The sequence below is a fragment of the Oceanobacillus sp. CFH 90083 genome, assembly GCF_009389585.1.
Taxonomy (GTDB): domain Bacteria; phylum Bacillota; class Bacilli; order Bacillales; family Amphibacillaceae; genus Oceanobacillus.
On record NZ_VIYG01000004.1, the window covers coordinates 207,512 to 233,077 of the forward strand.

Sequence of the window (25,566 nt, forward strand, 5' to 3'; positions counted from 1 at the left end):
AAATTAGGCTTTTGAGACACCTGTATTTTTTAATAAGGATCAGCATCATGTCCTATATCTTCAGCATACTTCGGAGCTTGCTCTGCATCTGTTGCGCCTAATGGATTTTTGCTGGTGCCATGTTTTTTCATCTGTTCTAAGCCTTCCCGCAGGCGGCGTCCGTATTCTTCATCCGCTTCCTCTGCAAGTGCAATCATTTTCTCTTGAATACGCTTGTCACAGGTCGATAAATCACCAATCAGATTGGATAATAATTCATCCTTTTCCCAATCGTCAAACTGACGGAAGGTTTCTCCAGCCTGTTTCGTATTGTCATTGCGATCAATGGATTCACGAACAAGATTTCCCTCTACATGAGGTGTATATTCTTTTCCAATCTGCTCTGCTTCCTCCAGTCCGCCAAGTAAAGATGGTTCATAGTTAATATGCGGATTCTGTCCGGGTGCTTTATCATTTTTCTGACGTAATTGCCCACCTTCCTGATTCGTGGCGACACGTTTTTTCGCTTCATTAATTGGTACCTGTAAGTAATTTGCGCCGACACGATAACGCTGTGTATCAGAGTAAGAGAAGGTACGCCCCTGCAGCATTTTATCGTCTGAGAAATCGAGCCCGTCAACTAATACCCCTGTTCCAAATGCAGCCTGCTCTACTTCGGTAAAATAATTCTCCGGGTTTTTATTTAATACCATTTTTCCTACTGGCAGCCATGGGAATTTATCCTCCGGCCACAGCTTGGTATCATCTAATGGGTCAAAATCAAGCTCTGGATGAGCATCATCAGACATGATTTGTACAAGCAGCTCCCATTCAGGATAGTCGCCATTTTCAATTGCATCATATAGATCCTGTGTGGCATGGTTGAAATTTTCACCTTGAATTTCTGCTGCTTCTTTGGCTGTTAAATTTTTAATTCCTTGTTTTGGCTCCCAATGGTATTTCACAAGAACTGCTTCACCAGCTTGATTGACCCATTTATAGGTGTTTACGCCAGATCCCTGCATCATCCGATAGTTGGCAGGAATTCCCCATGGTGAATAGATAAATGTCACCATATGAAAGGATTCCGGAGAGTTGGCACAAAAATCAAAGAAGCGCTCGGAATCTTGGATATTTGTTACTGGATCTGGACGAAAAGCATGAATCATATCGGGAAACTTCATTGCATCACGGATAAAGAAAATTTTTAGGTTATTACCAACAAGATCCCAGTTGCCATCCTCGGTGTAAAATTTAACGGCAAAGCCGCGCGGATCACGAACGGTTTCCGGTGAATGATTACCATGAACAACCGTCGAGAAGCGGACAAAGACAGGTGTTTGCTTCCCTTTATCCTGAAAAACTTTTGCTCTTGTATATTTGGAAACCGGATCATTGCCAACTGTTCCATAGCTTTCAAAATAACCATGCGCACCGGCACCTCGGGCATGGACAATACGTTCAGGGACTTTTTCACGATCAAAATGACTTATTTTTTCAATAAAATCATAGTTCTCAAGTGTTGCCGGACCACGATTACTGACTGTACGGATATTTTGATTATTTGTTACGGGATGCCCTTGGCGGGTAGTTAATGTTTTATCATTTTCGAGATGGTTTTGGTTGTTCTTTTTTTCTTGGTCAGACATATGCTTAGCCTCATTTCCATATAAATTTCTTCTTATTAGCATTGCCAATCCAGATGAAAATAACCGTTTTTGGAGGGGATTTTTTAGACGTTGTGAAAATGAAATAATATTATTTCACAGGAAAAAGAGATAGAAGGGTTGAACTTTTTTAGGCAGCGATTACAATAGGGGTAGACTAATTATTTGAAAGAAATGTACTATGGATCACAAACCATGTTTTAGAAGTATTTAATAATACATTTAAAATAAATGAAGTATAAAAGGTGGAGGTCAAACCATGCCAATTAAAATTCCGAGAGAGTTGCCAGCAAAAGAGATTTTAGAAGGAGAAAATATTTTTGTGATGGATGAGGAGCGTGCTGTGGCTCAGGATATTCGCCCCTTAAGCATACTCATTCTTAATTTAATGCCGGAAAAGCAAAAAACAGAAACACAGCTGTTAAGATATTTAGGAAATACGCCATTACAAGTGCGAATTTCTTTTTTACGAATGGCTTCGCATGAATCAAAGACGACAAGCCAGAACCATCTGGATACATTTTATAAGACCTTTGAAGAGGTTCGGGATAAAACCTTTGATGGGATGATTATTACCGGTTCTCCAGTGGAGCATTTATCTTTTACAGATGTTGATTACTGGGAGGAATTGCAGGAAATTATGGACTGGACAAATGATCATGTGACATCTACACTCCATATTTGTTGGGGAGCACAGGCTGCTTTATATCATCACTACGGTATTGATAAGCATGCGCTTCCAAAAAAATGCTTTGGAATTTATGAACATGAGGTGCTGACACCAAAGGAGCGCTTAGTTAGAGGATTTGATGAAGTATTTTTGGCACCTCACTCCCGCTATACAGAGATTTCTTTAGAAGAGATTGAGAGGCATCCGGATTTACAATTGATTGCAACATCAGATGATGCCGGTGTTTTTTTACTTGCTTCTAAGAATGGCAAGCATATTATGGCAACAGGGCATTTAGAATATACGGCAACTACTTTAAAAGAAGAATATGAAAGAGATCATGCCCGTGGAGTTGATACAGCGTTGCCGGAAAATTACTATCCGGATGATGACCCAAATAAGCGTCCTAAGCATCGCTGGAAAAGCCATTCCAGCTTGCTATTTTCCAATTGGTTGAATTACTATGTGTACCAAGAGACGCCATATGTATGGGGAGAGGAAGCATATATTGAATGGCATATATAATACAGCTTATATGTAAAGGGGCTGGATGCGATGCGTCTGGGCCTCTTTTGATTTGGAAGAAATAAAGCTGGAACACCTTCCAGCTTTATAAAGTGAAACTTTATTCAGAGGGGGTTTTCTTTCATCCCCACTGACCAAGGAACAAAGGTTAAGTTCGCGAGATCGTGGGACTGCGATAAATATAACAGCGATTATTCTCCAGGCTGTATCCGGTATGTTTCTGATAAACCAGAAGCATGCTTATAAGCATCCATTAACCCTTGCTGTTGAATCATTATTTTTGGGATATTTTTATACTTTAAAGTGATTGGAACAGCCGATGAAAATGGAAAAGGCTTCATGGAGATTGTCTCTTTATCTGCCCAGCTGATAGAATAGGCAGATGGTAAAGCAGAGGCATTATTGGATAAGGATAACCCTTCTTTAAAAAAAGGATGGAGGTCTTGGTCTGTGGAGCCTGCCTCATGCATACATATAAACAGCGACAGAAGATCGGAAAACTGTAAAAGTGTGTAATCTGCCACAAAATTTTCATTGTCAAAATCGTTCAAGGTGCTGATAAGCCGTTCCTGCCGTTTTGTTTCCTCGTGAACGAATGCTTTTGCTTCAGGCAAAGAGGAATCTGCCAGGAAGCGTTTGTAATGTTCGCTGCAAAGCAGCGCAGCATAGCTGTCATTTTCCTGAACCTTGTTAATACCATGTGTATATAGAACAATTTTTGGAATGACTGGAAAATCAGTGAAAGAATAAGGCTGGTTTATTTTATCGTTCCAAAAAGGCTGCCGGTCAAACATATCCCAGCCGATGTCATGCTGATAAGCAGCATAGATAACAGAATCTTGATAAGGAGTATGCTCGAAATAAACAGCGTCCAGATGCTTTAGAATTTCTCCAGATAAATGAGCATGGTCCGCCTGCGAGATACAAATAAAGTGTTCCTTGTGTTCCCGGATAATCATTTTAATCATTCCCTTCATGCTGATGGCTGTATGGGGTAAAAAAAAAGCGGCATTTATCAATTGTTGACCCTATAATCCTTATTATAATGAAGGAAAGGTTTGCTTTTCAATGATAAAAAAAGACGATGGATTCACCGTCTTTTCTCTATTCTATATCATTTTATCAAAATGTATCCGTTTATATAACGTATAGAAAATCGGAATACCGATCAGCAATACAATGAATTCACTAATTCCTGTTGTAAGCCATGTAAGCAGGAATGGCAAATGTAATGCGATGTTTAGCATAAAAGCGATAATAAACATATTAAAGCTGAAAATCAATGTGTTCAGAAAAAACAGTGTCAGTGTATTCTTAATATATTTCTTTAAGAAAATAATCATTCCTAATGAAATAGCAGTGTGTGCTGTTCCAAACAGGAGATCCAGCCCGCCTGCCATTGAAAATAAATTAGCGGCAAATACACCGATTGTAATTCCGAAAAAGTAACGCTTATCAAAGATAATTAAATGATTAAACATCTCTGATATCCGAAATTGAATCGCTCCAAATGCGACTGGGGAGACAAGCAAGGATACGGCGACATATAGTGCAGCGATAATCCCGTTTATAACAAGAGTTCTTATATTCATATTTCGTTTTCCTCCTAGTTTTTTAGCGTGGGATGATTGCGAACCACGTGACACAACGAATATCATATCAGTATTTAAATCGGAAAACAATAGGTTTTGTATTGGTTTTTATTATTTTGACAGACTAACGTATGTATTATGGAATCATTATTTCAAAAGGGCGTCTTTAGTTAGTAAAAGAAGAAGCCAGGAAAACATTTTTGACCGCTGGGCTTTCTTCATCTATAATTAGTTACATTAAGTAAGTGAATTATTTTTAGTGAAATCTAAAATAACCTAGAAAGGTGATTAATATAAAATGGAAAAGAAATTTTTCGAAGCTCCGACAATCCATGTATCAGATATAACTATTCAAGTAGCTGACTTACAGCGATCTATTCAATTTTATCAAGATTTTCTGGGCTTTCAGGTGATGAAGGAAACAGCAGATAAAGCAATGCTTACAGCGGACGGGAAAAAGGCTTTAATCACTCTGGAGCAGCCGGAAGAGGTTGTGTCAAAGCAAAGAAGGACAACAGGTCTCTATCATGTTGCGATTCTGCTGCCAGAACGAAAAGACTTGGCAATATTTTTAAAACATCTTCTGCAAGAAGGAAGACAGTATACGCTGCAATTAGGCGCTTCTGACCATTTAGTCAGTGAAGCACTCTATTTCTCAGACCCGGATGGAAATGGAATTGAAGTAGCACGAGACCGGTTATCGGAAAGCTGGAATTGGTCAGGAGAATCGGTGCAAATGAGTACGGAGCCGCTGGATGCAGATGGGCTTCTTGAACAGGCATCTGAGGAATGGAGCGGTATGCCTGAAGAAACACTGATTGGACATATTCATTTACATGTGAATGATTTGGCAAAAGCGAAGAAATTCTATGTAGAAGGATTAGGCTTTCAAGAGGTAACAGCTTATCCTGGAGCTGCTTTCTTATCTGATAATGGCTATCATCACCATGTTGCAATTAATACATGGAATGGAGAAGGCGTACCAATCCCTGATTCTAATGAAGTTGGATTGAAATTCTTTACAATAACATATCCAGTTAAAGAAGAGATAGATAAGGTTATTCAAAGGCTTGAAGCTTTAGGCTATTCTATTCATGACGGGAGGGTAAAGGATCCTGCAGGAAATCAAATTTTTCTGGCTGAGTCGGCAAAGTAAGAAGCAATTACCTGAAAATAGTGGATAGGCAAATACAGTTAAGGTAGAATAAAAACACAATATGTAATAAGAGATGGGGAGTAGTTCATGGAATATATCTTATTAATTATTGGGTTTGCATTGTTAGTAAAAGGAGCAGATTGGTTTGTTGACGGCTCCTCCAATATTGCTCAGCTGCTGCGGGTTCCGCCGATTTTAATCGGATTGACAATTGTAGCCCTTGGAACAAGTGCACCGGAAGCAACGGTAAGTATTATTGCAGCAGTACAGGGTACAGCCGATGTAGCGGTGGGAAATGTAGTTGGAAGCAATATTTTTAATATTACACTGGTTGTTGGATTGGCTGCTGCTATTTATCCGCTTCGGGTTCAAAATGAAATGATTGTCAAACAGATTCCTTTTGCGTTATTGGCAGCAGTAGCTTTATTTGCCTTAGGAAGCGATGTGCTGCTTCAAGGATCAGCAGAAAATATCCTCAGCAGAAGTGATGGAATCATCTTCTTCCTGTTTTTGGCAATTTTCATGTATTACATTATTGAGGTTGGTTTGAAAAGCAGGAAAGAGACGAAAGCTATTAAAGATTCCAATGTAAAGTGGGGAAAGAGTACATGGATCACCCTTCTGGGGTTGGCAGCAATTATTATCGGAGGGCAATTCGTGGTGACCAATGCAACAGAAATTGCTTTGTCACTGGGGATGAGTGAAGCTTTAGTTGGTTTGACTATTGTTGCAATAGGAACTTCATTGCCTGAATTAGTGACCTCCATATCGGCAGCGCTAAAAAATGAAAGTGAGATAGCACTAGGGAATGTAGTCGGCAGCGGGATTTTTAATATTTTATTTGTGCTTGGTGCAGCATCGCTGATTTCTCCTTTAGCCATCAATCCTGTTATCTTCACGGATATTTGGATAATGATTGTACTGACCATCCTTTTATTAATTTTTTCCCGGACAAGCTTCCGGATTGGACGTAGAGAGGGGATTATACTTGCCCTTATCTATGTAGCGTATACAGTCTATATTATTATTAGAAATTAAAACAGAAGGAGAAAAGGCTCTCCTTCTGTTACTTTGCATACCAGCCAGCAGCTGCTTTAACCTCACTCATTGTCAGCTGATGACCATTACTTTCCCAATGAATATCAACATTAGCACCGGCATTTGTCAGCAAACGCTCTAATTCCTCTGCCTCTTCCGGTGAACACATCGGGTCATTATCCCCAGCAGCAATAAATACCTCTGTTCCAGTTAAATCCGGAAGGTCGATGCCTTTTCTGGGAACCATCGGATGATGCAGGATTACCTTTTGCAAGGAATCTTTATAATGGAATAAAAGGCTTCCGGCAATATTAGCTCCATTCGAATAGCCAATAGCGGTAATCTGCTTCCGGTCAAAGCCAATTCTTTGGCTTGCTTCATTTAAAAATTCATGTAATTCCTCCGTGCGTTTGATTAAATCTTCTTCATCAAAAACGCCTTCTGCCAGACGACGGAAAAAGCGCGGCATGCCATTTTCTAATACATTCCCCCGTACACTCAGGATATTTGCATCTGGATCAATGATTTTTGCCAAGGGTAATAAATCGCTCTCTGTTCCGCCAGTTCCGTGTAAGAGAAGCAGGGTAGGGCCAGTGGGACCTGCTTTTTCTTCATAGATATATTTCATGATTTTTCATCCCTTTCTGTTTAATATGCTTTATCGCTTGCTTTATGCCCGACCTTCTTCAAGACATCGATAACGGTCTCTTTATCGCTTTCCGGAATTCCTTCAAACAGCTCTTCAATTACCTGCTGATGCTTCGGGAAAATATCATCCATGGTTTGTTTTCCCTTAGCTGTGATTTCTAAATAGACTGCTCTTCTGTCGTCAGGACAATTTGTCCGGATGAGAAGTTCCTTTTTTTCAAGCTTATCAATCACGTATGTTATCGAGCCTGTGCTGATTAGTACCGATTCCGAAATTTCCCGGATGGTCTGTCTGCCTTTATGGTATAGTGCTTCTAAAATAGCAAAGTCGGATGCACGCATGCCATGTTTTTTCATATCCTGTTTCGTGACTTCTTCTAACGCTTTAGATGCTTTCATGATAATAACAAAGGTCTTTAGTGATAAATTCTCAGACATTTGTTGGCCTCCTTTTTAAAAAGTATATAGTACAGATTTAAATGTTTTTAATTAAGATATATTTAATTAAATAATAATGAATTATAATTTGCTTGTCAATATGATAGGAGCCAGTTAAATCTGGCAGTTGCTAAATCCAATGAATCGTTTCAAGCCTGTCTATTGTTTTTCTGGTATTTACAATTCTTCTAATAAATAATGGAAAGCACCTGCAGTAGACACAGGTGCTTTGAAGCTATGTTGATAAAATATTATTACACTTTAAGAAAGTAAAAGTACAACTAAGGCAATCCTGCGTCTTTCAGGCTTGGCTTGTCAAGTTTTTCTTTAAAGAAAGATTCTTTTTCCCATCTCTAAACCTAATCTTCTGCCTCTGTCTTAATCTTTAGCATTTGCATCCGTTCATTAAAAAGAGATGGATAGGACAGAAAACCAAGCATAATACTGGTTACAGCAGCTGTAGTCAATAATAAAAAGAGAATTAACAGCTGGAATTGAACGGCTTGAATCGGGTCTGCTCCAGCAATAATCTGTCCGCTCATCATTCCCGGCAATTGAACGAGACCAATTGTTTTTTGACTTTCAATTGTCGGAATCAAGCTGGCCTTAATCGAATGAATCAGCGGCAGATGGATCGCCTGCTTCGGAGTTCCTCCTAAAGAAAGCAGCAGCTCCGTTTCTTTTTTCTGCGATTGAAATTCCGCTGTGAAACGGTTAAGAAAAAGAATGGAAAGCACCATGGAATTGCCGACAACCATGCCGCTGATTGGAATAATATACTGCGCGGTTGCAGGTGTAATATGAAAGCCTAATAAAATACCCTGTGTCAGCAGCTCGATAAAGACAAATGTCAGAATCAGCTTCCAGACAATACCCTTGATGGAGGCTCCTTTTTTCTGGGCATTATGGGTTGCTGCACCAATCATGAGAGCGACCATCAGAATGATAAAAAGAAAGCTTTCTGACTCAAAGACAAAGGTTAAAATATAACCGACTGCCACAAGCTGAATAATAGAACGGATCGTAGCAATCAAGGTGTCCTTCTCTAATCCCAGCTTCAGCGTTTTGGAAAGAGCTAAGGGAATCAGTACAAAAATAAGAGACAAGCTCAGTGTAAGAAAACTCATTAGCCTTCCCCCTTTATGAATTCCTGTACTTGGGGATTAACTGGATTTTTTAAGATATCGGTACTTCCTGATTCAATTAGTTCGCCATTCATCATGACCCATGTATAATCGCCAATATGTAATGCCTGGTCTAAGTTATGAGTAATCCAGGCAATGGTCACGGAAAATTCCTTGTTTACATGCTGGATTAAATGCTCCACCTCTGATGTAGAGATACGATCCAGAGAGGAGGTGATTTCATCGAGCAGCAATACCTTTGGACGGTTGACAAGTGTACGTGCAATCGATATTTTCTGGCGCTGACCGCCTGATAAATCTGTTACATCCCGGTTGAGAAAAGAAGCATCTAATCCGACTTGTGTCAGCAAATGTTTTGCCTCATCCTGTTCTAATGCTTGATTTTGCAATGTTTTAGGCATAGCCAGATTTTTATAAACCGTGCCGCGCAGCATGGTGGCATCCTGTAATGCAATACCAACTGTACGCCGTAACGCAGTCGGTTCCATCGTTTGAATATTTTCTCCAAACAGATGAATATCTCCTTGTGTTGGCGAAATCAGCCCGTTTAATAAGCGGAAAATCGTCGTTTTTCCAGCTCCGGAAGGTCCGACGAATGTGGTAATTTTTCCTTCAGGGAGGAAGCCGGATACATCTTTAATAATATCTAAATCGTCATCGGCATAGCTGACGTGATTTAGCCCCATTGCTGCTCTACCGTTTTGTTTATTTGCTTGCTGCATGATCAGGATCCTTTCTGCGATGATATATAAAGCACAACAGGAGAGAAATGGCTCTCCTGCCGGGCAAGGTTTTATTTTATCATTTCTTTTGCTGGTTTAAAAGAGTCCGCTTTTGCTGGAGAAGCTTCTGGAATTCCTGTTCTAATTCATCGGAAGGATCCAGACTGAGCTTGCTTAATACTTCTGTCAGCTTTGTTTCAACGATCATTAACTGCTGTTCTGTTGGATTTTGCTGTGATTTTTTTTCCGCAGGTTCTTCATGCAGCTGCCGGAAGCTTCCCTCAAAAAAAGTGAGCTCCTGATTGTTGATTTCAATCATTTTTGTTGCAATGTTTTCGATAAACTGCCGATCATGGGAAACAAATAAAACCGTTCCCTCATAAGCCTGAAGCAGACCCTCCAAAGCTTCCACCGCTTCGATATCCAGATAGTTTGTCGGCTCATCAAGAATCAGCATATTGATATCACTGACAAAAAGCTTTGCAAATGCGACCTTTACCTGTTCGCCGCCACTAAGCACGTGCACAGGCTTAAACACATCATCACGATAAAAATGCAGCCTTGCTAAAACTGTCCGAATCAGTGTTTCATCGTGTTTAGAGGTTTCTTTGGCATTTTCCAGTATCGACTTTTCGGGATCTAATGTGGAAAGGTCCTGCTTAAAATAGCCAATTTTAACAGATGGGTTTAAGGTGATACCGGTATCTTTCTGCATTATTTTTCTTACAAAGGTTGTTTTTCCTGCCCCATTTGGACCGATGATACCGACCTTGTCTCCACCCTTTATATTTAGACTGGCTTTTTTCCATAATTGTTTCCCGGGAACAGTCCCTTCAACATCCTCTATCCGCAAAATAATTTTCTGCTGTAATCTCTCTTGATGAGGGAGTGTCATTTTTAAAGGGGCAGCTTCTCTTACCTTTTCCACTTTTTCCAGATTCTCTAGCCTTGTTTCCAGAGCTTTGGATGTTTTTTGCAGCTTTTTTTGCTTTTTCGCAAAGTAGGGCTTAGCCCCTTTTAAAGATTCTTCGGTAGAACCGATTTTACTTTTTGGTGTTTTGGTTGCCCGCTGTGCTTTTTGCTCTTTTTTCTCGATTGCACGTTCAAGCTGTTGTTTTTTCTGCTGATAATGTTCATAATCCAGGCGCTGTTTTTCCACTGCTTTTTCCTTCTGCTGCCGGTAAGCTGTATAGTTTCCCGAATAAATTTTCAAAGTTTGTTCATCAATTTCCCAGATTTCATCGCATAACTTATCTAAAAAATTGCGGTCATGGGAGACAATAATTAGTGCTCCCTGCCAATGAGACAGCTGTTTTTCCAGCCATTCAATATGAACGGTATCCAGATTTGTCGTCGGTTCATCTGCAAGGAGAAGGCCAGTTTGCTTTTTTAAAGCCTCAACGATATAAGCCTGTGTCACCTCACCGCCGCTTTTTTGATCACGTTTCTTTTTTAATTGTGGCAATAACTCGACAGAAGTATACATATGAATCGTGCCTTGTTCAGGCTGAATATTGCCGGCAAGCAGATTGAGCAGGGTTGTTTTTCCGGAGCCATTTTTACCGACCAAACCTATCCGGGCTTTGGCATAGACAGCCAGATGCTCGATGGAAAATAATTCCCTGTCCTTGATGCTGTGTTTGATATGTTGTCCTTCTAAAATAGTCATAAGATCATCTCCGTATCTGTTAAGGGATCGAATAAGGAGTGTCTGCAAATGACAAAACCCCTATTCTGCGTTCAGAACAGGGGTCGCCAAAAAAGGATATAAGCATATGTTTCGCTCATTCCATGCGGGTACCACAAAGGATAAAGGCTAATCCTGTTCTGAAATCATTCCATAAAAGCATGAAAAATAACACAGCAAAATCATATTGATCGCCCTGCTGTTATCATCCTTTTATTTGAATTCATTCTTTAAAAAACAGGATTAGTACTTCATGTTCCCTTTGTTCACCCTTTCGATAGTTGTTGATTACAGTATAGCGGAAAAAGAAGCATTTGTCACTAGAAGAAATACAGCGTTGGATAATTAACTTTCCGATTTTTTTAATTTAAACCATGCGATTCCAGTCATAATAAGATATTTAAGAGGGAGGCCACTAAAATACAGATTCCTATAAATAATAGATCGAGACCTTCCCAGCCACTCGCAAAAAGAAAACTGGCCATGATGAATAAAAGGCTTAACATACAAGTGATGAGAGGAAGAATAATTCTTTTTTCTCTGAAGAGCATACTGAGCAAAAATATAATAATTCCTATGACAATCGGATAAACAAAAAATGCTGTTAAACCATCCATTTCTTTTCCCACTTAACAAGGTTTCTTTTATGAGAGGCACGCAGATAGCAACAAAGAAAAAAACGGACAAGCTCCAAATTCTGAATAAAAGAATATGAAATCATTGTCCGGGAATATATAAGTTATAAAGCTTTTGGTGTCTGATGTATGGAATTTTCCTGTACTGCATCTTTGATTAAGCAGTTACCCCGCCCATGGGGAATACACATTGGCGTACCGAAAATCGGGTCACATGCGATATTGCACCGCATACGAAATACTGCCGATACAAGCTCGGATGAAATCGTATCCTCCGGTTTTCCCTGTGCATATACTTTTTTGTCTTTAATCGCAATAATATGATGTGCGTAGCGGCTTGCCAGATTTAAATCATGCAATACCATTACAATCGTACGGCCGTCTTTTTCATTTAATTCAAACAGAAGGTCGAGGACATCAATTTGATGCGTTAAATCAAGATATGTGGTCGGTTCATCTAATAAAATAATATCTGTATCCTGCGCTAATGTTAAAGCAATCCATGCACGCTGGCGCTGTCCGCCTGACAGCGAATCAACAGACTGATCTTTTAAATCTGCCATATTTGTATCCTCTAATGCCTTTTGTACAGCTTCTTCATCTTCTTTGGACCATTGCTTCATGACTTTACGATAAGGATGTCTGCCTTGTTTAACAAGCTCATATACAGTTAATCCTTCCGGGCTTGTTGGCGCCTGAGGGAGAATAGCCATATTCTGCGCAACTTCCCTTGTACGCATTTTAGCGATATTTTGCCCATTTAATATAACAGATCCCTGCTTTGGCTTTAATAAACGTGCCAAAGAACGTAATAAAGTTGATTTTCCACAGCCGTTAGGGCCGATAAAAACAGTGATTTCCCCTTTAGGGATTGAAATATCTAATTCATCTATAATAATCCGGTCTCCGAACCTGAGTGTTAAGTTTTTTGCAGTTAGTGAGTTCAATGAAAACGCCTCCTGACCTAAAAAGGTGCGTATAAGCTACTAACTTCATTTTATTGCCTGGAAGATTAATAGTCAATGATAATAGTTTTCAATTAGATGACAAATATGATTTGAAATACTTACTTCCCTTGTTGCTTTTGGAATAGTTTGGATTATCGTGAACAGGACAACTTCCAAGAATAAGTTTTTGTTGGTTCGGAGTAACAATATACTTAATAGTAAGATGATTCATTTTATAAAAGAGGGGGAGCTTTATGAAGAAAGGCTTTGTTGCTTTTATAGCACTTTTATCTGTATTTTTCATTTCAGCCTGCAGCGATGACAGCAACCATTTATCCGGAAAGACATTGAAAGTTGCTTATACGCCAATACTTCAAGAGGACATGGATAACCTTGATAAATACCCATCTGTTGTGACATTGGAATTTTCAGAGGGCAATGTAGCAAGTAATACGATTGCTGTAGAAGGAATATATGAGTTAAATGACGATGAACTTGTAGTTAATTTTGAAAATGAAAACGAGGAGCTGAAAATTACTTTTAGTGATTTTAAAGAAAGTGGGAAAGATTTTAGTATGTACGCTGCAGTAATTAGCAGCCGCGAATTACAAATGGAAGATCCCGGTCAAGTAAGTCATTTTGAGGGATTGGCCTATAATTTATCTGAAAATATGCCGGTTGAATTTATTGAAAACTAAGGTGAGGAGATCTGGATTACTTGAGCTGACCGGAGCCTAAAAAGGCCAAAAGCTGAAATTTATTTTTCAGCTTTTGGCGCGGTGAAGCTTATTTAAATAAATCAACAAACAGATCAATCGTCTGCTCAGAAGCTACTAAACCGCTGTTTGTCCAGTTACTTTCATCTTCAATGTAGTATACCTGACCATTTTGAACAACCTCGGTATTATTCCATACATTACTGTTTTTCAGTGCTTCGATACCTTCATCATCTTCGTAACCTAAAATAATCAAATGGTCAGCATCGATTTCAGAAAGCTTTTCTAACGAAATTGGATTCCATGCTTCTTCCCCTTGTCCCAGCTCCTCGACAAGCCCGGGAATTTCTACACCTAATTCATTATAAATCATATTTGCAGAGTGGCGGTTCTCTTCAAATAAGAAGTATTTTCCACCGACAACCCACATCATGGCAACAGATTCATTGCCTAGTGTTTCATGAAGCTCTTCTTTTGCTGCAGTCACTTTTTCATCATAATCTGCTAAAGCCTGTTCCGCTTCCTCTTCTTTCCCAAGGATTTCTCCAAATTTCTGTAATCGTACTTTCCAATCACTTGCTTCTTCCTCGGATAATACATATGTTGGGGCAATGGCTGCGTAGTCTTCATAAGTGCCTTCATAGTTATCTAAAGTATGATCCAAAATAATAAGATCCGGCTCTATGCTCAGCACTTGCTCTAAAGGCAGTGTCCATTCAATGGTCTCTACATCTGCAAGGTCTTCCTCCAAATAATCCTGAACGCTTTCGCCAATCGCCCATTTCGCAACAGGTTTTTCATCAAGTGCAACCAATGTATCTTCATTGTATGAAGCAAGAATTTTTTCCGGATTTGCAGGTATAGTGACTTCTCCCATTTCTGAATCAACGGTGATTTCCGTTGATTCTTCCGTATCATTAGATGTATTTGAATCATTAGACCTGCTATCATTACTGTCACCGCAAGCAGCAAGAGCGAATAGAGCGGTAAGTATCAGCATAAATAAATATAGTTTTTGCATAAATTTGTTCATCTCTTTTTCTCCTTTTATGTTATAATGAACATCTAACGATAATGATAATCACTTTCAATTAGAAAGTCAACAAGTTATTTAACAGCAGGTTTTATGTGATTTTTTATTTTCAAAAATACTGTAATCGTACAAGCATATTTGATAAAAAATATAGGAGTATACAAGAAATGAAATTGTTTTCACGTTCTTCGCAGTTAACAAAATTATTAATTAATATCATAGGGGTTTGTCTGGTTGTTTTTTCGATCGGTTTATCTATTTCTTATGGTACAACAACAATTGATTTATATACAGTCTGGCAGGCTGTTTTCAGATTTAGCGAAGGAGAGCAGGCGCATCAGGTTATTTGGGAGCTGCGTATTCCACGCGCCCTGGCAGCTGTGCTGGTCGGTGCGTTTTTAGCTATGTCTGGAGCAGTTATGCAGGGAATGACGCGTAATCCGCTTGCATCGCCGTCTATCATGGGAGTGACAGATGGTGCTGCATTTATGCTTGTGATTATCCTGGCCTTTTATCCTGCAGTTTCTAATGTGGGTCTAATGTTTGTTTCTTTTCTTGGAGCAGGCATAGCTGTAACCCTGGTGTTTTTAGTGGGGTCTTTTTCAAGCAGTGGATTGACACCTGTTAAACTGGCGCTGGCCGGGGTTGCAATAGGGACTTTACTGCGTTCAGTCTCTTCTATTCTTTCGCTGCATTTTCAATTGGAGAAGGATATCGGCTTTTGGCTTGCGGGGGGATTGGATGGAGCAGGCTGGAATGCGGTAACAATTCTCCTTTTTGCAGGAGCAATAGGGACAATTTTAGCATTGTCTATTGCGAAGTCCATCACTGTTCTGAGCTTAGGAGATGATTTATCTACCGGACTGGGACAAAATAATACATTTATTAAGATTTCTGGCATTATTGTCGTATTAATTTTAACTGGTGCTGCTGTTTCTGTTGCCGGTTCTGTCGGATTTATCGGCTTAATTATCCCGCATATGACACGTTTTATTATCGGAACGGATTACCGCTGGATTATTCCAACCTCAGCAGTGTTAGGCGCTTTATTACTTGTGAATGCAGATCTGATTGCGCGAATGATTAATGCCCCGTTCGAAACACCGGTAGGAGCTATTACATCTATTATCGGTGTTCCATTCTTCCTCTATTTAGCAAGAGGCAGCGGGGGTGACAAAAAATGAATACAGTAGAAAAGCAAAAACGACTTCGATTTTGGATCATTATCAGCATATTAATTGTCGGAATGATTATTTTTTCCTTTATAAGCTTAAACTTGGGTGCTATTTCGATTTCTCCAAAAGAAGTGATTCAGACGCTGATAGGACAGGGAACAGACAGACAGGAGCTTGTATTATTTCAATTCCGGATGCCGGGAATTATTTTGGCTTTATTAATTGGAGCAGGCTTGGCAGTCTCTGGAACGATTATGCAGGGAATTACACAAAACGGACTTGCTGATCCGGGAATATTAGGGATTAATTCAGGAGCGGGCTTTGCGATTGTATTATTTCTCTATTTCTTTCAAGGCGCCATACCGGCAACCAGTGCACTCAGTACTTACATCCTCCCTTTTATTGCTTTAATAGGAGCATTTACGGCGGCAATTTTGATTTATACCATCGCTTGGAAAAAAGGAGTATCGCCGATTCGGCTTGTTTTAGTCGGAATTGGGGTGAATGCTGCATTCGGTGCACTACTGACAATTTTTCAGCTGCGAATGGATCCGCAAAATTACCGCCAAGTAACGATTTGGCTATCCGGTGAGATCTGGAGTGCGAACTGGAGCTTTGTCTTTGCTTTATTGCCTTGGATGCTGATACTTATTCCAATTGCTATAAATAAAGCGAGAAACTTAAACGTCTTTCATTTAGGGGACGATGTTGCATCTGGTCTTGGTACGCATGTAGAACGGGAACGGGGAATCTTACTGCTGATTGCTGTCGCATTAGCTGGAGCGTCAGTAGCAGCCGGCGGAGCGATTGCCTTTTTAGGACTGGTTGTGCCGCATATTGTCCGCAAACTGGTCGGTCCGCTGCATCATTATGTGATTCCTATTTCTGCCCTGCTGGGAGCATTTATTTTAATGACAGCTGATATGATAGGAAGTAATATTTTAGCACCGACAACGATACCAGTAGGAATTGTTGTATCGATTGTCAGTACACCTTATTTTGTATATCTGTTGATGAAAACAAATTAAAAAAGGGAAGGGACGCAGATAATGATAAACGAAGAAATATATGATGTAACGATCATCGGCGGCGGGCCTGCCGGGTTATTTGCTGCTTTTTATAGCGGAATGCGGGAAATGAAGACAAAAATAATTGAGTATCTTCCTTACCTCGGCGGGAAGGTAACCTACTTTTACCCGGAAAAAGTAATCCGTGATATCGGCGGGATTGCGCATGCTACTGGAGAAGAAGTAACGGACCAATTAGTGGAGCAGGCAATGACATTTGATCCGGCGGTCGTTTTAGGAGAGCAGGTCGTTACTATGCGGCGAATGGATGATCGGAATTTTGAGCTTGTAAGCAGTAACGGAAATACCCATTATTCCAAAACAATTATGCTGGCAACCGGGTTTGGAACACTGCATTCTGTGAAATTAGATCATCCGGAGGCAGTATATTACGAAGAGAAGAGTCTGCATTATACGGTGCGAAAGCTGGCGGATTATCATGATAAGCATGTACTTATTTCCGGAGGCGGCAACAGTGCTGTTGATTGGGCGCTGGAGCTTGAAAACATCGCAAAAAGTATCACGCTTATTCACCGCCGTAATCAGTTTAAAGGTCTGGAAAGCAGTGTGACAAAGCTGAAAAATTCGCGTGTGAATGTATTGACGCCGTATGAACTGAAAGAATTGCATGGAGAAGATGGTCAGATTGAAAAAGTGATACTTGGGAACTTGGAAGAGGAAGCGGATGATATAGAGCTGCAAGTGGACCGGGTAGTTGTCAATCATGGTTTTCAAATTAATCTGGAGCCGATTACTGCGTGGGGTTTGGAAATGATAGATGGTATGATTGCTGTTGATTCGAGCATGCAGACATCTGTGGAAGGTATATTTGCCATTGGGGATATCGCGCATTATCCGGATAAGCTTGGATTAATCGCCGGAGCGTTTAATGAAGGACCCATCGCAGTCAATCATGCGAAAAAAATTGCTGATCCGGAAGATCCTGTGAAGCATTTATTCTCCACAAATTTTGCAGCTTTTGAGGAAGACGAATAACCTAGTATAATTAATTGCATTCTAAAAAGGATGACAATAAAATAAAACTGGTTGTTATTAATTCTTAAAATAGGGTATACTATCAGTGGAGAGACATATAAATAAAAGACCGACCATGCTGGTACATGGAACGGCTACAATAGACTGAACCTCATCAAGAGGGATCAGGCGGCGAGAAGAATAATCCCTCACTAACCTGCTAAAGTGCATGAGGGGTTATTTTTTATGGTTTTTACCCTACCCCCTCATGTGAAGCCAATCTATCGATTTACGAATTATAACATAAAATATCTAAGCCAAGAGCATGTTTGTATATAATGTCGACGAATCTTTTTGCTTATTTCTAGCATGAAACAGAAAGCATGCTCTTTTTTTACACGTACTTTTGAAAAAGCTCTAAAAACTTTTGCCGGTCTTCTTCTGTTAGTGCTTTAGGGCCTTTTGAATGCTTCCCGCTCCGTCTTTCCTTGGCGCTTAAATAGCGGGACTGCAGCAGCTGGTCAATATTATCATTGGTGTAGGCGAACCCTTTATGGTGCAGTACATAACAACCCTTCGCAAGTGCGAGAGAAGCCAGTCCGTAATCTTGAGTTACCACGATATCTTTTTTTGCCGCAAGTTTCATAATCCGGTAATCTGCAGCATCCGCGCCTGTGTCTACATAAATGGTTTCCACCCAATCTGGATACGCCTTTAAAGAAAAATGTGAGATACTGGTAACCAGAACTACAGGAATACTCTTTTTTCCTGCTTCCGCTATAATAATGTCTTTGACAGGACAGGCATCTGCATCTACATAGATTTTCATTCGCTCACTTCCTTTATATTCGAGGTTTTCTATATATTGTAGCAAATATTTCAGAAACTTGTCTCATTCACTAGAATTTCATATAAAAAGCATGTAAGATATTAATCACTATCTATTTGTGCAGAGGCAGGAATATGGATGTTGTAATCAGAAATTATCCTTAAAAATACAGACAGCTTAAAGCTGCATGAAAAAATGGGATTTCACAAGGGTGGTGTTCTTGAAAAAAATCGGGCAGATGGAAGGATATTTTGCCCGCAGAACGCCATAGCCGGCACACAGGATTTGAATAAGGAGGAGATTGTACGTGGAAATTCAGATTAATGAGCATGCGTTTGAAGGAAGACAGGTTGAATTAAATGAAACAGCTGGCAAAAAGCAGGTTGCCTTTTCATTTGATGTAACCAGTGAAACCTATCATGATGTTACCACACTGCTTTATAAGAATGATTTTCAGCTTAACATTCCCGAAAAGTCCCTGTCCTTTCCGGCAACAATCTTAGAATATGCTACATCAACAGCAAACTTATATGAAAAAGGCAATACAAGCGAGTTTTATTTGAAGCTGGGTGAAAAATAAGTTTTTTAATATAGAGAGGAAGTGCTTTACGATGGAGCCAATATTATTAACTTTTCCAGATGAATTTGAAACAGAACGATTAATTATTCGTGCACCAAAACCGGAAGATTGGCAATCTGTTTATACTGCGATACAGGCATCGATTAATGAACTAGAGCCGTGGCTTCCATTTGCACGACAGGAGCAGACAGAACTGGGTGTACAGAAAACAACAAAGGAAGCCTATTTGAACTTTCTTTCCCGTGAGGATTTGCGATTCCATGCTTTTGATAAGGAGAGTGGAGAGTTTATTATTTCCAGCGGATTGCATCGTATTAATTGGGATGTGCGAAAATTTGAAATTGGTTATTGGATTGATACGAAGCATAGCGGGAAAGGCTATGTTACAGAACTGGTAAAAGGGCTGACCTCCTTTGCATTCCGGGAGCTGGAGGCGAATCGTGTGGAAATCCGGTGTGATACGAAAAACAGCAGAAGCAAAGCAGTTGCTGAAAGAGCCGGATTTGAGCTGGAAGGGATTTTGAGAAACGATGATAGAGAAGAAAATGGGGAACTCAGAGATACCTGTGTTTTTGCAGTGATTGAGGATCCTAAAACAATTTAGAAATAAGGGTGAAATAATGAAGCGAGTAACGGTAAAGCAAGCCTATGTAAAAAATATCAAACAGCAGAATCCATTAATTTTAGAAGAAGCTATTGACGGATCTGATAAGCTGGATGAAGGAGAAATTATTGCACTCTATACAAGACAGGGAGAATTTCTGGCACAGGCGTATACAGGCCGGCAAAATAAAGGAATGGGCTGGATATTGACGTTTAAGCAGGAAGAGGTCATTGACCAGGCTTTCTTTAAGCGAAAGCTGCTCAGTGCCATGAATAAACGCCGTTCTTATTATCAGGCCGAAGAAACAACTGCCTTTCGAATGTTTAATGGGGAAGGAGATGGGATTGGCGGACTAACTATTGACTTTTTCGAGGCTTATTACGTCATCCAATGGTACAGTGAAGGAATTTATGCGTTTAAAGACTGGATTATACAGGTTTTTGACGAGCTTGGTGACTACCAGGGAATTTATGAAAAGAAACGTTTTGATAGCAAAGGGCAGTATGTAGAAGATGATGATTTTGTAAAAGGAACAAGGGGTGAATTCCCGCTTATCGTGAAGGAAAATGGAATGAATTATGCTGTTTATTTGAACGATGGAGCGATGGTGGGTATTTTTTTAGATCAGCGTGATGTCCGAAAAGCGTTGCGAGACAAATATGCAAATGGAAAGCATGTATTAAATACCTTTTCCTATACCGGTGCTTTCTCCGTGGCAGCTGCATTAGGCGGTGCATCGAAAACCACCAGTGTTGATTTGGCAAAGCGCAGTAAAAGCAAAACTATTGAGCAATTTAGTGTAAATGGTATTGATTTTGAACAGCAGGATATTATTGTGATGGATGTATTCGATTATTTCAAATATGCCAAACGGAAGAATCTGCACTTTGATGTTGTTGTTCTTGATCCGCCAAGCTTTGCACGCTCTAAGAAAAGAACCTTCCGGACAGCGAAGGATTATCCGGAGCTGATTGAGCATTCGATAGATCTGCTAGAAAAAAAAGGTGTCATTATTGCTTCTACCAACACAGCTTCATTTGGAATGAAGAAATTTAAAGATATGATTCAGCGTGGATTTCAGGCGAAGCAAAAGAAATATACGATTTTGGAAGAGTTCTCGCTTCCAGGTGATTTTACGGTGGACAAGCATTTTAAGCAGGGGAATTATTTGAAAGTAGTTGTGATTCAGGTGGAATAACTTCCATAAAGGCATTGTTACAACAATTCGCAATTTGTTTGTTGTCATGATGCCTTTTTCTTTTCTGGATAGAGGATCAGCCCGTTTAGTTTAACATATAACTTTAAGAAAAATACAATAAATTCTAAAAAAACTATTGCATAAATATACTTTTTGTTGCATAATAATGCGTAACAACTTATTGAAAAGGGGTATGTGCATGACAGCGAATCAAATCCAGTTTCAGCAGCAGGAGTTAAAAGGCAGAGACTTTTTAACACTTGCAGATTATACAAAAGACGAAATTAATTATTTAATTGAATTAGCAGAGTATCAAAAGAAGCAGACCAAAGATGGTGTTACCATTGAACCGTTAAAAGGTAAAATGCTGGGGATGATTTTTGAAAAATCCTCGACAAGAACCCGTGTTTCTTTTGAAACGGGGATTTACCAGCTTGGCGGATCAGGAATTTTCCTAAGCTCCAAGGACCTCCAACTCGGCCGGGGGGAAACCATTTCAGATACGGCACAGGTGCTGTCCGGCTATTTGGATGGAATCATGATACGTACCTATAGTCAGTCTGATGTGGAGGAACTGGCAAAGAATTCAAGTATTCCTGTTATCAATGGCTTAACCGATCTATACCATCCTTGTCAGGTGCTGGCTGATTTGCTAACTATTAAAGAGGTAAAAGGTGTATTGCAGGGGCAAAAAATTGTATATATTGGTGACGGTAATAACATGGCGCATTCTCTAATGATTGGTGCTGCAAAGATGGGAATGCATATTGTGACGGTAACACCGGAAAACTATAAGCCTGATGAACAGGTTACAGAAAAAGCAAAACAATTCGCTTCTGAGCATGGTGCAACAATTGAATGGAGTAATGATCCGGCTGCAGCTGTTAAAGATGCGGATGTTATTTATACAGATGTCTGGGCCAGCATGGGACATGAAGCAGAGCAAACACAGCGGGAGCAGGAATTTCAACAGTTTCAAGTAAATGAAGCGCTTCTTGCTCAGGCGAAGTCAGATGTAACCTTTATGCACTGCCTTCCAGCACATCGCGGGGAAGAGGTATCAGCTGAAGTGATTGATGGGAAACACTCGGTTGTCTTCCAACAGTCTGAAAATCGTCTGCATGCGCAGAAGGCTTTGATGACAGCATTGATGGGCTAATGTAAATAGAGAAGCAGGAGAGTCTGAATGTCAGATTCTCCTGCTTCTTTTATTATTTTAAGTTAGTCTGTTATTTTCTCACCATTAATAAATACATGACAAAGCTCAGACTGTGGATGAAATGGATTTCCTGCCCAAAGCAGAAAATCAGCGTCTTTTTCGGCTTCCAGTGTCCCTACCCGCTCCTCTACACCAAGATGTCTGGCTGCATTAGAGGTAATGGCTGCTAAAGCCTGTTGTTCGGTAAGCCCATTTTTGACTGCATGGATTGCGCTGGTCAGCAGATATTCAATTCCGACAACAGGATGATCTGTTGTGATGGAGCAGGATATACCAGCATCCATTAACGTTTTTATTGTACTCCAGCTTTTATCCTTCAGCTCTACCTTAGAGCGTGAAGACATCGTCGGACCGACAGAAACCATGACATCATGCTTGGCGATATAATCAGCGATAAAATGGCCTTCTGTACAATGCTCAATCGTTACATTGATACCGAACTCCCTTTTTAAACGGAGTACGGTGATAATATCATCTGCACGATGCGCATGAACACGCAGCGGGATTTCTTTTTTTATCACTTTTGCTAGTTGTTCTAAACCAAGATTACATGTTGGATTCTCTTTTTCTGTGTATGCTTTTGCTTCCAGAAGCTTTTGCCTTAATAATGCTGCAACTCCCATTCGGGTAACCGGCATTTTTCCTTTTGATCCATGGAATCTTTTAGGGTTTTCACCAGTTGCTGCCTTCATACCGGATGTTTGGCGGATAACCATCTCATCAACGATATGACCGGCAGTTTTCAAAACAGACATCTCCCCGCCAATCACATTGGCACTTCCCGGCATTACCTGTACGGTTGTGATTCCCGATTTTCTGGCTGTTTTTAATCCCTCCTCACGAGGATTAATACCATCAATTGCCCTTACTTCAGGTGTAACAGGGTCAGAGGTTTCATTAAAATCAGCACCCTCCTGGCCGACGCCTTCCTCAGACACTCCTAAGTGCGTGTGCACATCAATCAGCCCGGGAGTAATAATATAATCCTCTCCGTCAATAACGCGGTAATGCTGCGATGCATCCAGCTCCTTTGTAATTTTTTCAATCTTTCCATCACGGACAAAAAGGTGAGAATTCTCTAATATTTCTTCCTTACCATTCCATATCGTCGCGTTACTAATTACAAACATACACACTCTCCTCCGACAAAAATCTTATTGATTTATGAATTTTTTTAATCTATAATCAGTTTATTATAAGTTTATTAATTAAATTCAGATAATAGACAAATTTAAGTAGACTTATAATAGTTTTACTTTACACTTTAAGAAAATATAAAAATTTTAAGGAATAAAGTTTAAGGACAGCAGCTTTGACGGGAAAAGTAATCATAAAGCTCTTCGATGGAACGAGTAATCGCAGTCCCAGTCCCATTTCAGTCCCGGCAAAGACAATCAATCTACAACTTACAGCCTTGACGTGCCTAGTTTTCTTTATCGTATAGTAAAACGTATAAATATTCAACATTGGAGGGATTACATGCAAGAGAACGGCGAGAAAGCTTTACTGGAATATTTGACTGCTAAGGGAGCATACAATCCCCAAAAAATTGGTGATTCGGATATGTTTACTTTTCTTGCTAACCGCACAGGACGGCCTCAAGCCTGGACAGTGAATCAGCATGGAGATTTAGAAGCCTTTACAAAGATGCCGGACCGTGTTCTGGAAGTATACCATTCTCCAACTGGACAGAAGTCGATTATAGCTTCTGACTTTGAGGGAAATGAAAAACAGCAGTTTTATATGACAAGAGATAAAGGGCAAACCATCGACGATTTAGTTGTTTCCAAAGATCATTTTCATGAATTTGGAGGCTGGTCGCCTGACGAAAAAAGGATTGTCTTTGCGAGTAATCGCAGACATCCTGGCTATTTTGATATCTTAGTGTGTGATATAGAAACAGGAGAGGTACAAACGGTATATGAAACAAATACGAACTGTACAGCATTATGCTGGACCAGAGATGGAAGCGGTATCGTGATTAGTTTGAAAGTCTCAAATATTGATAATCAGTTACATATTCTAGATATAGAGTCAGGGGAGACAACTTCAATTGGCAATACGGATATTCCTGCACGGTATCATTCTGTACAGCTTGGGCAGGATGGAAAAACTGGCTATCTTGTAACGGATGAAGGAAGAAATACATTAGCAATTGCTTCCTTTTCGCTGGATGCTCCAGAGAAAATCCAGTATCTTCTTAAAGAGGATCAATGGGATATAGAAGAAATAAAGTTATCTCCAGATGAAACAAAGCTTGCTTACTCTCTAAATAAAGGAGGAAGCTCGCAATTAGCTGTATATAATCTGAGTGATAGATTTATAGAAACCATAGAAAGTGTTCCATCAGGTGTTTATCAATCGATCAACTGGTTAAGTGAAGAGAAATTACTGGTTGGAGTCACAAGTGCTGTGATTCCGGGTGACATTTGGAAGGTTGACATTGCTGCAGATCAATCAGATCGGTTAACGCATATTACTCCAGATTCAGATATAGCAAAACAATGGCTGAAACCGGAGCTCCACCAATTTACATCCTTTGATGGATTAGAGATCCCTTATTTCCTATATGGTAAGCGGGAAGCGAATCAGCCGGTAATGATTTATGTTCATGGCGGTCCAGAAAGTCAAATACGGAATGAATACAATCCAGTTATTCAATTTCTGGCTTCCCAGGGCTATGCAGTAGCTGCACCAAATGTCAGAGGAAGTATGGGCTATGGCAGAGAATATGTTCAATTAGACGATGTTTGTAAGCGGATGGATTCTGTCGCTGATTTGAATTACCTTGTTAAAGATTTGACAGAAGAGCATCAGGCAGATAAGGATCGTATAGGCATTATGGGTAGAAGCTATGGAGGGTTTATGGTGCTGGCAGCAATTACACACTATCCAGCATTATGGGCAGCAGCCGTTGATATTGTTGGAATCAGTCATTTCCGTACATTCCTGGAAAATACAGGGCCATGGAGAAGGAGACTGCGCGAGCAAGAGTATGGCTCATTGGAAAAAGATGTAGACTTCTTTGAGGAAATTGCACCATTAAACCATACAGACAAGATAGAAGTGCCGCTTCTTATTTTCCATGGAAGGAATGATACCCGTGTCCCAGTATCTGAGGCAGAGCAGCTGACAAGTGATTTAGAAAAACAAAATAAGGATGTGGAGCTGGTTATATTTGATGATGAGGGGCATCAGACAGAGAAACTGGAAAATCACATTCTGATGAATACGAAAATTGTTGCGTTTATGAATCATTATTTAAAATAATACATCAAGAAATGTTGTTAAAATGTTCATTTTGCAAGTGATAAAAACGCT

Annotated in this window: 25 protein-coding genes and 1 riboswitch; of the genes, 12 read left to right on the forward strand and 13 right to left on the reverse strand. The window is 39.9% G+C overall.

What is annotated here, in order from left to right; translation table 11 throughout:
* Positions 1-29: 29 nt before the first annotated feature.
* On the reverse strand, positions 30-1,628 hold the full coding sequence (locus FLK20_RS07825) for a catalase (RefSeq protein ID WP_152656006.1): 1,599 nt from the start codon (positions 1,626-1,628) through the stop codon (positions 30-32).
* Positions 1,629-1,905: 277 nt separating this feature from the next.
* On the opposite strand from FLK20_RS07825, the gene metA reads away from it, so the two are divergent.
* Complete coding sequence (gene metA / locus FLK20_RS07830; protein WP_152656007.1) at positions 1,906-2,841, forward strand: homoserine O-acetyltransferase MetA; 936 nt, start codon at positions 1,906-1,908, stop codon at positions 2,839-2,841.
* Between the two features lie 191 nt (positions 2,842-3,032).
* Here the strand turns inward: metA and FLK20_RS07835 are convergent, their stop codons facing one another.
* Both FLK20_RS07835 and FLK20_RS07840 read right to left on the reverse strand, forming a co-directional pair.
* The gene (locus tag FLK20_RS07835) at positions 3,033-3,809 is read right to left on the reverse strand and encodes a DUF3891 family protein (RefSeq protein WP_227994918.1); all 777 of its coding nucleotides are present in this window, start codon (positions 3,807-3,809) and stop codon (positions 3,033-3,035) included.
* Positions 3,810-3,950: 141 nt separating this feature from the next.
* Positions 3,951-4,433 (reverse strand): QueT transporter family protein, encoded by a 483-nt coding sequence (locus tag FLK20_RS07840; RefSeq protein WP_152656008.1) that lies wholly within the window; start codon positions 4,431-4,433, stop codon positions 3,951-3,953.
* A gap of 8 nt (positions 4,434-4,441) precedes the next feature.
* Positions 4,442-4,486, reverse strand: a riboswitch (PreQ1 riboswitch).
* A gap of 245 nt (positions 4,487-4,731) precedes the next feature.
* Here FLK20_RS07840 and FLK20_RS07845 point away from each other — a divergent pair.
* Both FLK20_RS07845 and FLK20_RS07850 read left to right on the forward strand, forming a co-directional pair.
* A complete protein-coding gene (locus tag FLK20_RS07845) occupies positions 4,732-5,589 on the forward strand; it encodes a VOC family protein (protein ID WP_152656009.1) in 858 nt (285 codons plus the stop codon).
* An 87-nt stretch (positions 5,590-5,676) separates the two neighbouring features.
* Positions 5,677-6,627 (forward strand): calcium/sodium antiporter, encoded by a 951-nt coding sequence (locus FLK20_RS07850; RefSeq protein WP_152656010.1) that lies wholly within the window; start codon positions 5,677-5,679, stop codon positions 6,625-6,627.
* Between the two features lie 28 nt (positions 6,628-6,655).
* On the opposite strand, the gene FLK20_RS07855 is transcribed toward FLK20_RS07850, so the two are convergent.
* The 7 genes from FLK20_RS07855 to FLK20_RS07885 all read right to left on the reverse strand — a co-directional run bounded on the left by FLK20_RS07855 (position 6,656) and on the right by FLK20_RS07885 (position 12,849).
* On the reverse strand, positions 6,656-7,255 hold the full coding sequence (locus FLK20_RS07855) for an alpha/beta hydrolase (protein ID WP_152656011.1): 600 nt from the start codon (positions 7,253-7,255) through the stop codon (positions 6,656-6,658).
* Positions 7,256-7,275: 20 nt separating this feature from the next.
* Complete coding sequence (locus FLK20_RS07860) at positions 7,276-7,713, reverse strand: MarR family winged helix-turn-helix transcriptional regulator (RefSeq protein WP_152656012.1); 438 nt, start codon at positions 7,711-7,713, stop codon at positions 7,276-7,278.
* A 359-nt stretch (positions 7,714-8,072) separates the two neighbouring features.
* Positions 8,073-8,840 (reverse strand): ABC transporter permease, encoded by a 768-nt coding sequence (locus FLK20_RS07865; RefSeq protein ID WP_152656013.1) that lies wholly within the window; start codon positions 8,838-8,840, stop codon positions 8,073-8,075.
* A complete protein-coding gene (locus tag FLK20_RS07870; RefSeq protein WP_152656014.1) occupies positions 8,840-9,580 on the reverse strand; it encodes an ABC transporter ATP-binding protein in 741 nt (246 codons plus the stop codon). The genes FLK20_RS07865 and FLK20_RS07870 overlap by 1 nt, the downstream gene beginning before the upstream one ends.
* A 79-nt stretch (positions 9,581-9,659) precedes the next feature.
* Positions 9,660-11,249, reverse strand: coding sequence for a Vga family ABC-F type ribosomal protection protein (locus FLK20_RS07875; RefSeq protein WP_152656015.1), 1,590 nt, complete (start codon positions 11,247-11,249; stop codon positions 9,660-9,662).
* 404 nt (positions 11,250-11,653) lie between these two features.
* A complete protein-coding gene (locus FLK20_RS07880; protein WP_152656016.1) occupies positions 11,654-11,884 on the reverse strand; it encodes a YesK family protein in 231 nt (76 codons plus the stop codon).
* 122 nt (positions 11,885-12,006) lie between these two features.
* Positions 12,007-12,849 carry an ABC transporter ATP-binding protein gene (locus FLK20_RS07885; protein ID WP_152656017.1) on the reverse strand — a complete coding sequence of 281 codons (843 nt, stop codon included), beginning with the start codon at positions 12,847-12,849 and terminating at the stop codon, positions 12,007-12,009.
* Between the two features lie 254 nt (positions 12,850-13,103).
* Between FLK20_RS07885 and FLK20_RS07890 the strand changes: the two genes are divergently transcribed.
* Positions 13,104-13,547, forward strand: a complete 444-nt coding sequence (locus tag FLK20_RS07890; protein ID WP_152656018.1) for a hypothetical protein — start codon at positions 13,104-13,106, stop codon at positions 13,545-13,547.
* 88 nt (positions 13,548-13,635) lie between these two features.
* On the opposite strand, the gene FLK20_RS07895 is transcribed toward FLK20_RS07890, so the two are convergent.
* A complete protein-coding gene (locus FLK20_RS07895; protein WP_152656019.1) occupies positions 13,636-14,598 on the reverse strand; it encodes an iron-hydroxamate ABC transporter substrate-binding protein in 963 nt (320 codons plus the stop codon).
* 167 nt (positions 14,599-14,765) lie between these two features.
* Between FLK20_RS07895 and FLK20_RS07900 the strand changes: the two genes are divergently transcribed.
* Genes FLK20_RS07900 through FLK20_RS07910 form a run of 3 tightly spaced genes read left to right on the forward strand, consistent with a single transcriptional unit; the run spans position 14,766 to position 17,836 of the window.
* Positions 14,766-15,782: a FecCD family ABC transporter permease gene (locus FLK20_RS07900; RefSeq protein WP_152656020.1), complete on the forward strand. Its 1,017-nt coding sequence runs from the start codon at positions 14,766-14,768 to the stop codon at positions 15,780-15,782.
* Entirely contained in the window at positions 15,779-16,801 is a 1,023-nt protein-coding gene (locus tag FLK20_RS07905) for a FecCD family ABC transporter permease (protein ID WP_152656021.1), read from the forward strand. Before FLK20_RS07900 ends, FLK20_RS07905 begins: the two co-directional genes overlap by 4 nt.
* A gap of 18 nt (positions 16,802-16,819) precedes the next feature.
* Positions 16,820-17,836 carry an NAD(P)/FAD-dependent oxidoreductase gene (locus FLK20_RS07910; RefSeq protein WP_152656022.1) on the forward strand — a complete coding sequence of 339 codons (1,017 nt, stop codon included), beginning with the start codon at positions 16,820-16,822 and terminating at the stop codon, positions 17,834-17,836.
* Between the two features lie 373 nt (positions 17,837-18,209).
* Here FLK20_RS07910 and FLK20_RS07915 read toward each other — a convergent pair whose 3' ends face one another.
* The gene (locus FLK20_RS07915) at positions 18,210-18,644 is read right to left on the reverse strand and encodes a YaiI/YqxD family protein (protein WP_152656023.1); all 435 of its coding nucleotides are present in this window, start codon (positions 18,642-18,644) and stop codon (positions 18,210-18,212) included.
* Between the two features lie 307 nt (positions 18,645-18,951).
* Between FLK20_RS07915 and FLK20_RS07920 the strand changes: the two genes are divergently transcribed.
* From FLK20_RS07920 to argF, 4 genes are all read left to right on the forward strand, one after another.
* Positions 18,952-19,224 (forward strand): DUF3219 family protein, encoded by a 273-nt coding sequence (locus tag FLK20_RS07920; RefSeq protein WP_152656024.1) that lies wholly within the window; start codon positions 18,952-18,954, stop codon positions 19,222-19,224.
* 31 nt (positions 19,225-19,255) lie between these two features.
* A complete protein-coding gene (locus tag FLK20_RS07925; protein WP_152656025.1) occupies positions 19,256-19,828 on the forward strand; it encodes a GNAT family N-acetyltransferase in 573 nt (190 codons plus the stop codon).
* A 16-nt stretch (positions 19,829-19,844) separates the two neighbouring features.
* Positions 19,845-21,026 (forward strand): class I SAM-dependent rRNA methyltransferase, encoded by a 1,182-nt coding sequence (locus FLK20_RS07930; protein WP_152656026.1) that lies wholly within the window; start codon positions 19,845-19,847, stop codon positions 21,024-21,026.
* Between the two features lie 193 nt (positions 21,027-21,219).
* Positions 21,220-22,185, forward strand: a complete 966-nt coding sequence (argF, locus tag FLK20_RS07935; RefSeq protein WP_370453175.1) for an ornithine carbamoyltransferase — start codon at positions 21,220-21,222, stop codon at positions 22,183-22,185.
* A gap of 62 nt (positions 22,186-22,247) precedes the next feature.
* Here argF and FLK20_RS07940 read toward each other — a convergent pair whose 3' ends face one another.
* Complete coding sequence (locus tag FLK20_RS07940) at positions 22,248-23,375, reverse strand: amidohydrolase (RefSeq protein ID WP_152656028.1); 1,128 nt, start codon at positions 23,373-23,375, stop codon at positions 22,248-22,250.
* A gap of 349 nt (positions 23,376-23,724) precedes the next feature.
* Here FLK20_RS07940 and FLK20_RS07945 point away from each other — a divergent pair, with 349 nt between their 5' ends.
* Complete coding sequence (locus FLK20_RS07945) at positions 23,725-25,515, forward strand: S9 family peptidase (RefSeq protein ID WP_194165573.1); 1,791 nt, start codon at positions 23,725-23,727, stop codon at positions 25,513-25,515.
* The last annotated feature ends 51 nt before the right edge of the window (positions 25,516-25,566 follow it).

Bases quoted from the DNA above. Each gene is read 5' to 3' on its own strand.
- FLK20_RS07825 (WP_152656006.1), bottom strand. From the start codon at position 1,628: ATGTCTGACCAAGAAAAAAAGAACAACCAAAACCATCTCGAAAATGAT.
- metA (WP_152656007.1), top strand. From the start codon at position 1,906: ATGCCAATTAAAATTCCGAGAGAGTTGCCAGCAAAAGAGATTTTAGAA.
- FLK20_RS07835 (WP_227994918.1), bottom strand. From the start codon at position 3,809: ATGATTAAAATGATTATCCGGGAACACAAGGAACACTTTATTTGTATC.
- FLK20_RS07840 (WP_152656008.1), bottom strand. From the start codon at position 4,433: ATGAATATAAGAACTCTTGTTATAAACGGGATTATCGCTGCACTATAT.
- FLK20_RS07845 (WP_152656009.1), top strand. From the start codon at position 4,732: ATGGAAAAGAAATTTTTCGAAGCTCCGACAATCCATGTATCAGATATA.
- FLK20_RS07850 (WP_152656010.1), top strand. From the start codon at position 5,677: ATGGAATATATCTTATTAATTATTGGGTTTGCATTGTTAGTAAAAGGA.
- FLK20_RS07855 (WP_152656011.1), bottom strand. From the start codon at position 7,255: ATGAAATATATCTATGAAGAAAAAGCAGGTCCCACTGGCCCTACCCTG.
- FLK20_RS07860 (WP_152656012.1), bottom strand. From the start codon at position 7,713: ATGTCTGAGAATTTATCACTAAAGACCTTTGTTATTATCATGAAAGCA.
- FLK20_RS07865 (WP_152656013.1), bottom strand. From the start codon at position 8,840: ATGAGTTTTCTTACACTGAGCTTGTCTCTTATTTTTGTACTGATTCCC.
- FLK20_RS07870 (WP_152656014.1), bottom strand. From the start codon at position 9,580: ATGCAGCAAGCAAATAAACAAAACGGTAGAGCAGCAATGGGGCTAAAT.
- FLK20_RS07875 (WP_152656015.1), bottom strand. From the start codon at position 11,249: ATGACTATTTTAGAAGGACAACATATCAAACACAGCATCAAGGACAGG.
- FLK20_RS07880 (WP_152656016.1), bottom strand. From the start codon at position 11,884: ATGGATGGTTTAACAGCATTTTTTGTTTATCCGATTGTCATAGGAATT.
- FLK20_RS07890 (WP_152656018.1), top strand. From the start codon at position 13,104: ATGAAGAAAGGCTTTGTTGCTTTTATAGCACTTTTATCTGTATTTTTC.
- FLK20_RS07895 (WP_152656019.1), bottom strand. From the start codon at position 14,598: ATGAACAAATTTATGCAAAAACTATATTTATTTATGCTGATACTTACC.
- FLK20_RS07900 (WP_152656020.1), top strand. From the start codon at position 14,766: ATGAAATTGTTTTCACGTTCTTCGCAGTTAACAAAATTATTAATTAAT.
- FLK20_RS07905 (WP_152656021.1), top strand. From the start codon at position 15,779: ATGAATACAGTAGAAAAGCAAAAACGACTTCGATTTTGGATCATTATC.
- FLK20_RS07915 (WP_152656023.1), bottom strand. From the start codon at position 18,644: ATGAAAATCTATGTAGATGCAGATGCCTGTCCTGTCAAAGACATTATT.
- FLK20_RS07925 (WP_152656025.1), top strand. From the start codon at position 19,256: ATGGAGCCAATATTATTAACTTTTCCAGATGAATTTGAAACAGAACGA.
- FLK20_RS07930 (WP_152656026.1), top strand. From the start codon at position 19,845: ATGAAGCGAGTAACGGTAAAGCAAGCCTATGTAAAAAATATCAAACAG.
- argF (WP_370453175.1), top strand. From the start codon at position 21,220: ATGTGCATGACAGCGAATCAAATCCAGTTTCAGCAGCAGGAGTTAAAA.
- FLK20_RS07940 (WP_152656028.1), bottom strand. From the start codon at position 23,375: ATGTTTGTAATTAGTAACGCGACGATATGGAATGGTAAGGAAGAAATA.
- FLK20_RS07945 (WP_194165573.1), top strand. From the start codon at position 23,725: ATGCAAGAGAACGGCGAGAAAGCTTTACTGGAATATTTGACTGCTAAG.